The organism is Caulobacter sp. P1_B12_2, assembly GCF_056406675.1.
The window spans coordinates 1-4762 of record NZ_JBFTZS010000365.1; the positions used below are offsets into that span (position 1 = coordinate 1).

Annotated in this window: 2 protein-coding genes; both read left to right on the top strand. The window is 67.7% G+C overall.

The window, feature by feature from the left end; genetic code table 11:
- A partial coding sequence (locus AC1DZ6_RS19195; RefSeq protein ID WP_477098740.1) for an efflux RND transporter permease subunit occupies positions 1-2350 on the top strand: 2350 nt, incomplete at its 5' end.
- Positions 2347-4762 (top strand): efflux RND transporter permease subunit (locus AC1DZ6_RS19200; RefSeq protein ID WP_477098741.1); only part of this gene is annotated, 2416 nt, incomplete at its 3' end. The genes AC1DZ6_RS19195 and AC1DZ6_RS19200, both read left to right, overlap by 4 nt.

Genomic DNA, 4762 nt, shown 5'->3' on the forward strand with positions numbered 1-4762 from the left:
GAACACGCGTCTCGGGGCCTGGGCTGGAGAGACCCCGGCGATCATCGTCAACGTCCAGCGCCAGCCGGGCGCCAACGTCATCAAGACCGTCGACGCCATCAAGGCCAAGCTGCCGGAGCTGGAATCGAGCCTGCCCGCCACGCTGGAGGTCAAGGTGCTGGCCGACCGCACCACCGGCATCCGCGGCTCGGTCCACCACGTGGAGATGGAGCTGCTGCTGGCCGTGGTGATGGTCGTGGTGGTGATCTTCTTCTTCCTGCACAGCCTGCGCGCCACCCTGATCGCCGGCCTGGCCGTCCCGATCTCGCTGATCGGCTCGTGCGGGGTGATGTACCTGATGGGCTTCAGCCTCAACAATCTGAGCCTGATGGCCCTGACCATCGCGACGGGGTTCGTGGTCGACGACGCCATCGTCATGATCGAGAACATCTCCCGGCACCTGGAGAAGGGCGTCAAGCCGATGGCGGCGGCGCTTCAGGGCGCGCGCGAGATCGGCTTCACGATCATCTCGCTGACCGTGTCGCTGATCGCCGTGCTGATCCCGCTGTTGTTCATGGGCGACGTGGTCGGGCGGCTGTTCCGCGAGTTCGCCATCACCCTGGCCATCACCATCCTGATCTCGGCGGTGGTGTCCCTGACCCTGACCCCGATGCTGTCGGCCCGCTGGCTGAAGCCGGCCGGCGAAGGCGAGGGCGAAGAGCACCAGGGCCGGATCGCGCGCAAGTCCAAGGCGGTGTTCGACAAGGTCGAGCGCCACTACGAGCGCGGCCTGACCTGGGTTCTGGAACGTCAGAAGGCGACCCTGGTCGTCGCCGTGGCCACCTTCGCCCTGACCGCCGTGCTCTATCTGATCATCCCCAAGGGCCTGTTCCCGACCCAGGACACCGGCCAACTGCAGGCCCGCACCGAGGTCGAGCAGTCGGTCTCGTACGACCGCATGGCCGGCCTGCAGCAGGACGCCGCCAAGGCTGTCCTAGACGACCCGGCGGTGGAGAGCCTCAGCTCGTTCATCGGCGTCGACGGCGCCAACAATTCGATGCTCCACACCGGCCAGATGCTGATCAACCTGAAGGCCGACCGCAAAGGCTCGCAGGAGAAGATCATGCAGCGGCTGCGCGACCGCGTCGCCGCCGTGCCGGGCGTGCACCTCTACCTGCAGCCGACCCAGGACCTGACCATCGACGCCGAGACCGGCCCGACCCTCTACCGTCTGTCGCTGGAGAGCGCCGACACCGCCACGGTGCGCGAATGGGCCGGCAAGCTGGCCGAGCGCCTGGCCAGCGTGAAGTCGGTGCGCAACGTCTATAGCGACGCCAGCGCCACCGGGGCCGCGGCCTATGTCGACATCGACCGCGACACCGCCGCGCGGCTTTCGATCACGGCCTCGGACATCGACGACGCGCTCTACAGCGCCTTTGGCCAACGGATCGTCTCGACCATCTTCACCGAGACCAACCAGTACCGGGTGATCCTGGAGGCCAAGCCCGGCCTGCTGACCGCGCCGGAGTCCCTGGGCCTGCTGAACCTCAAGACCGGCGGCGGCCAGCCCACGCCGCTGTCGGCGATCTCGACCATCAAGGAACAGACCGCCCCGCTGCAGGTGACCCACGTCTCGCAGTTCCCGGCCACCACGATCGGCTTCGACACGGCGCCCAACGTCTCGCTGGGCAAGGCGGTCGACGACATCCGCGCGGCCATGAAGGACATCGGCATGCCGGCGTCGGTCACCCACAGCTTCCTGGGCGCGGCCGGAGCCTACGAGAACTCGCTGAGCAACCAGCTGTGGCTGATCCTGGCGGCCATCGTCTGCGTCTACATCGTGCTGGGCGTGCTCTACGAGAGCTACATCCACCCGCTGACCATCCTGTCGACCCTGCCGTCGGCCGGGGTCGGCGCGCTGCTGGCCCTGTGGATCACCGGCAACGACCTGGGCGTGATCGGCATCATCGGCATCATCCTGCTGATCGGCATCGTCAAGAAGAACGCGATCATGATGATCGACTTCGCGATCGACGCGCAGCGCAACCAGGGCAAAAGCCCGCGAGACGCGATCTTCCAGGCCGCCATCCTGCGCTTCCGGCCGATCCTGATGACCACCCTGGCGGCCCTGTTCGCGGCCATCCCGCTGATGCTGAGCTTCGGCGAGGGCGGCGAGCTGCGCCGGCCGCTGGGCATCGCCATCTTCGGCGGCCTGCTGGTCAGTCAGCTGTTGACCATGTTCACCACCCCGGTGATCTACCTGGCCTTCGACAAGTTCGCGCCGGCCGACAAGGGCGTGCACCGTGAGCGCGACGACCACGTCGCGCCCGATCGGGCCGACCCCGAGCCGATCCCGGGGGCGCCGTCGTGAACCTGTCGGCGCCCTTCATCAAGCGGCCGGTGGCGACGGTTCTGCTGACCATCGGCATCGCCATGGCCGGGATCGCCGCCTTCTTCGTGCTGCCGGTCTCGCCCCTGCCGCAGGTGGACTATCCGACCATCTCGGTCTCGGCCAACCTGTCGGGGGCCAGCCCCGAGACCATGGCCTCCAGCGTCGCCACCCCACTGGAGCGGCGGTTGGGCACGATCCCCGGCGTCACCGAGATGACCTCGCAGAGCAACACCGGCTCGGCCCGTGTGACCCTGCAGTTCGACCTCAATCGCAACATCGACGGCGCGGCGCGCGAGGTGCAGGCCGCCATCAACGCCGCTCGGTCGGACCTGCCGGCCACGCTGAAGAGCAATCCCAGCTACCGCAAGCAGAACCCGTCCGACGCCCCGGTGATCATCCTGGCCCTGACCAGCGACACCAAGACCCCGGGCCAGATCTACGACGCGGTGTCCAACATCGTCTCCCAGCGCCTGGCCCAGGTGACCGGGGTGGGCGACGTCGAGATCGGCGGCGGCTCGCTGCCGGCCGTGCGGGTGTCGGTCAATCCGTTCCTGCTCAACAAGTACGGCATCGCGCTGGAGGACGTGCGAGCCGCGGTCCAGTCGGCCAACGCCAACCGACCCAAGGGCCAGGTGGAGGGGGCAGGGCGGCRGTTCCAGGTCTATACCAGCCCCGGCGGACGCAAGGCGGCCGACTATGCCGGCCTGGTCGTGGCCTGGCGCGGCGATGCGCCGGTGCGGCTGATGGACGTGGCAGAGGTCACCGACAGCGTCGCCGACACCCGCACCCTGGGCCTGTTCAACGGCAAGCCGGCGATCATCATCCTGGTCACCCGCCAGCCGGGGGCCAACATCATTCAGACGGTCGACAGCGTTCGCGCCACTCTGCCGGAGCTGCGCGCCCAGCTGCCCAGCGACATCAGCGTCGCGGTGGCCAGCGACAGCACCAACTCGATCCGCGCCTCGCTCAAGGAGATCGAGATCACCCTGCTGATCTCGATCGTGCTGGTGGTGCTGGTGGTCAGCGCCTTCCTGCGCAGCGCCCGGGCCACCTTCATCCCGGCGGCGGCGACCATCGTCTCGCTGCTGGGCACGTTCGGGGTGATGTATCTGCTGGGCTTCTCGCTCAACAACCTCAGCCTTATGGCCATCACCGTGGCGACCGGCTTCGTGGTCGACGACGCCATCGTCGTGCTGGAGAACACCCAGCGCCATATCGAAAAGGGCATGGACCGCTTCAAGGCCGCCTTGCTGGGCGCGCGCGAGGTGGGCTTCACGGTGCTGTCGATCAGCGTCTCGCTGGTCGCCGTCTTCATCCCGCTGCTGTTCATGGGCGGCCAGGTGGGGCGCCTCTTCCGCGAATTCGCCGTCACCTTATCTGCGGCGGTGATGATCTCGCTGGTCATCTCGCTGACCACCACGCCGATGATGTGCGCCTACCTGCTGCGCCCGCCCAAGGAAGGCAAGAAGGAGGGCCGGATCGCCCGGCTCTTCGAGGCCGGCTTCGACCGCGTGCACCGGACCTACGAATACAGCCTGGACTGGGCCCTGGCGGCCAAGCCCGTGGTGCTGCTGATCCTGGTGGTGGTGATCGCCATGACCGCCTGGCTCTACGCCGCCGTGCCCAAGGGTTTCTTCCCCCAGCAGGACAGCGGACAGATCCAGGCCGGGCTGCGCGCCGACCAGAGCGTCTCGTTCCACGTCATGCAGGCCAAGCTCAAGCAGGTGGTCAACATCATCCGCAAGGATCCGGGCGTCGATACGGTGGTCGGCTTCACCGGCGGAGCCCGGGCCGGCGGCGGCTTCCTGTTCGTCAACCTCAAGCCGCTGGGCAATGGGCCGGACGACCGCAAGGAAAAGGGCTCGGCGGTGATCAATCGTCTGCGGCCCCAGCTGCAGAAGGTCACCGGCATCAGCATCTTCCTCAACCCCGTCCAGGATGTGCGGATGGGCGGGCGGCAGAGCAATTCGACCTACCAGTACACCCTGACCAGCGACTCCAGCGACGCGCTGAAGACCTGGGCGCCCAAGCTGGCCGAGGCGATGAAGGCGCGGTCAGACGTGATGACCGACGTCGACAGCGACCAGTCGGAGAACGGCGTCGAGACCTTCGTGACGATCGACCGCGACAGCGCCTCGCGCCTGGGTGTCACGCCCCGGGCCGTCGACAACGCGCTCTACAACGCCTTCGGCCAGCGCCAGGTGGCGACGATCTACGAGGACATCAACCAGTACGCCGTGATCATGGAGTGGGACCGCCGGTTCTCGACCGGACCCGAAGCGCTGAACGACGTCTATGTGCCGACCAGCACCAGCGGCGCGACGGGGGCGACCTCGACCAGCGGGGCGGCCGTGAATCCCGCCCTGCGCGACGCCTCGACCGGTTCGGCCC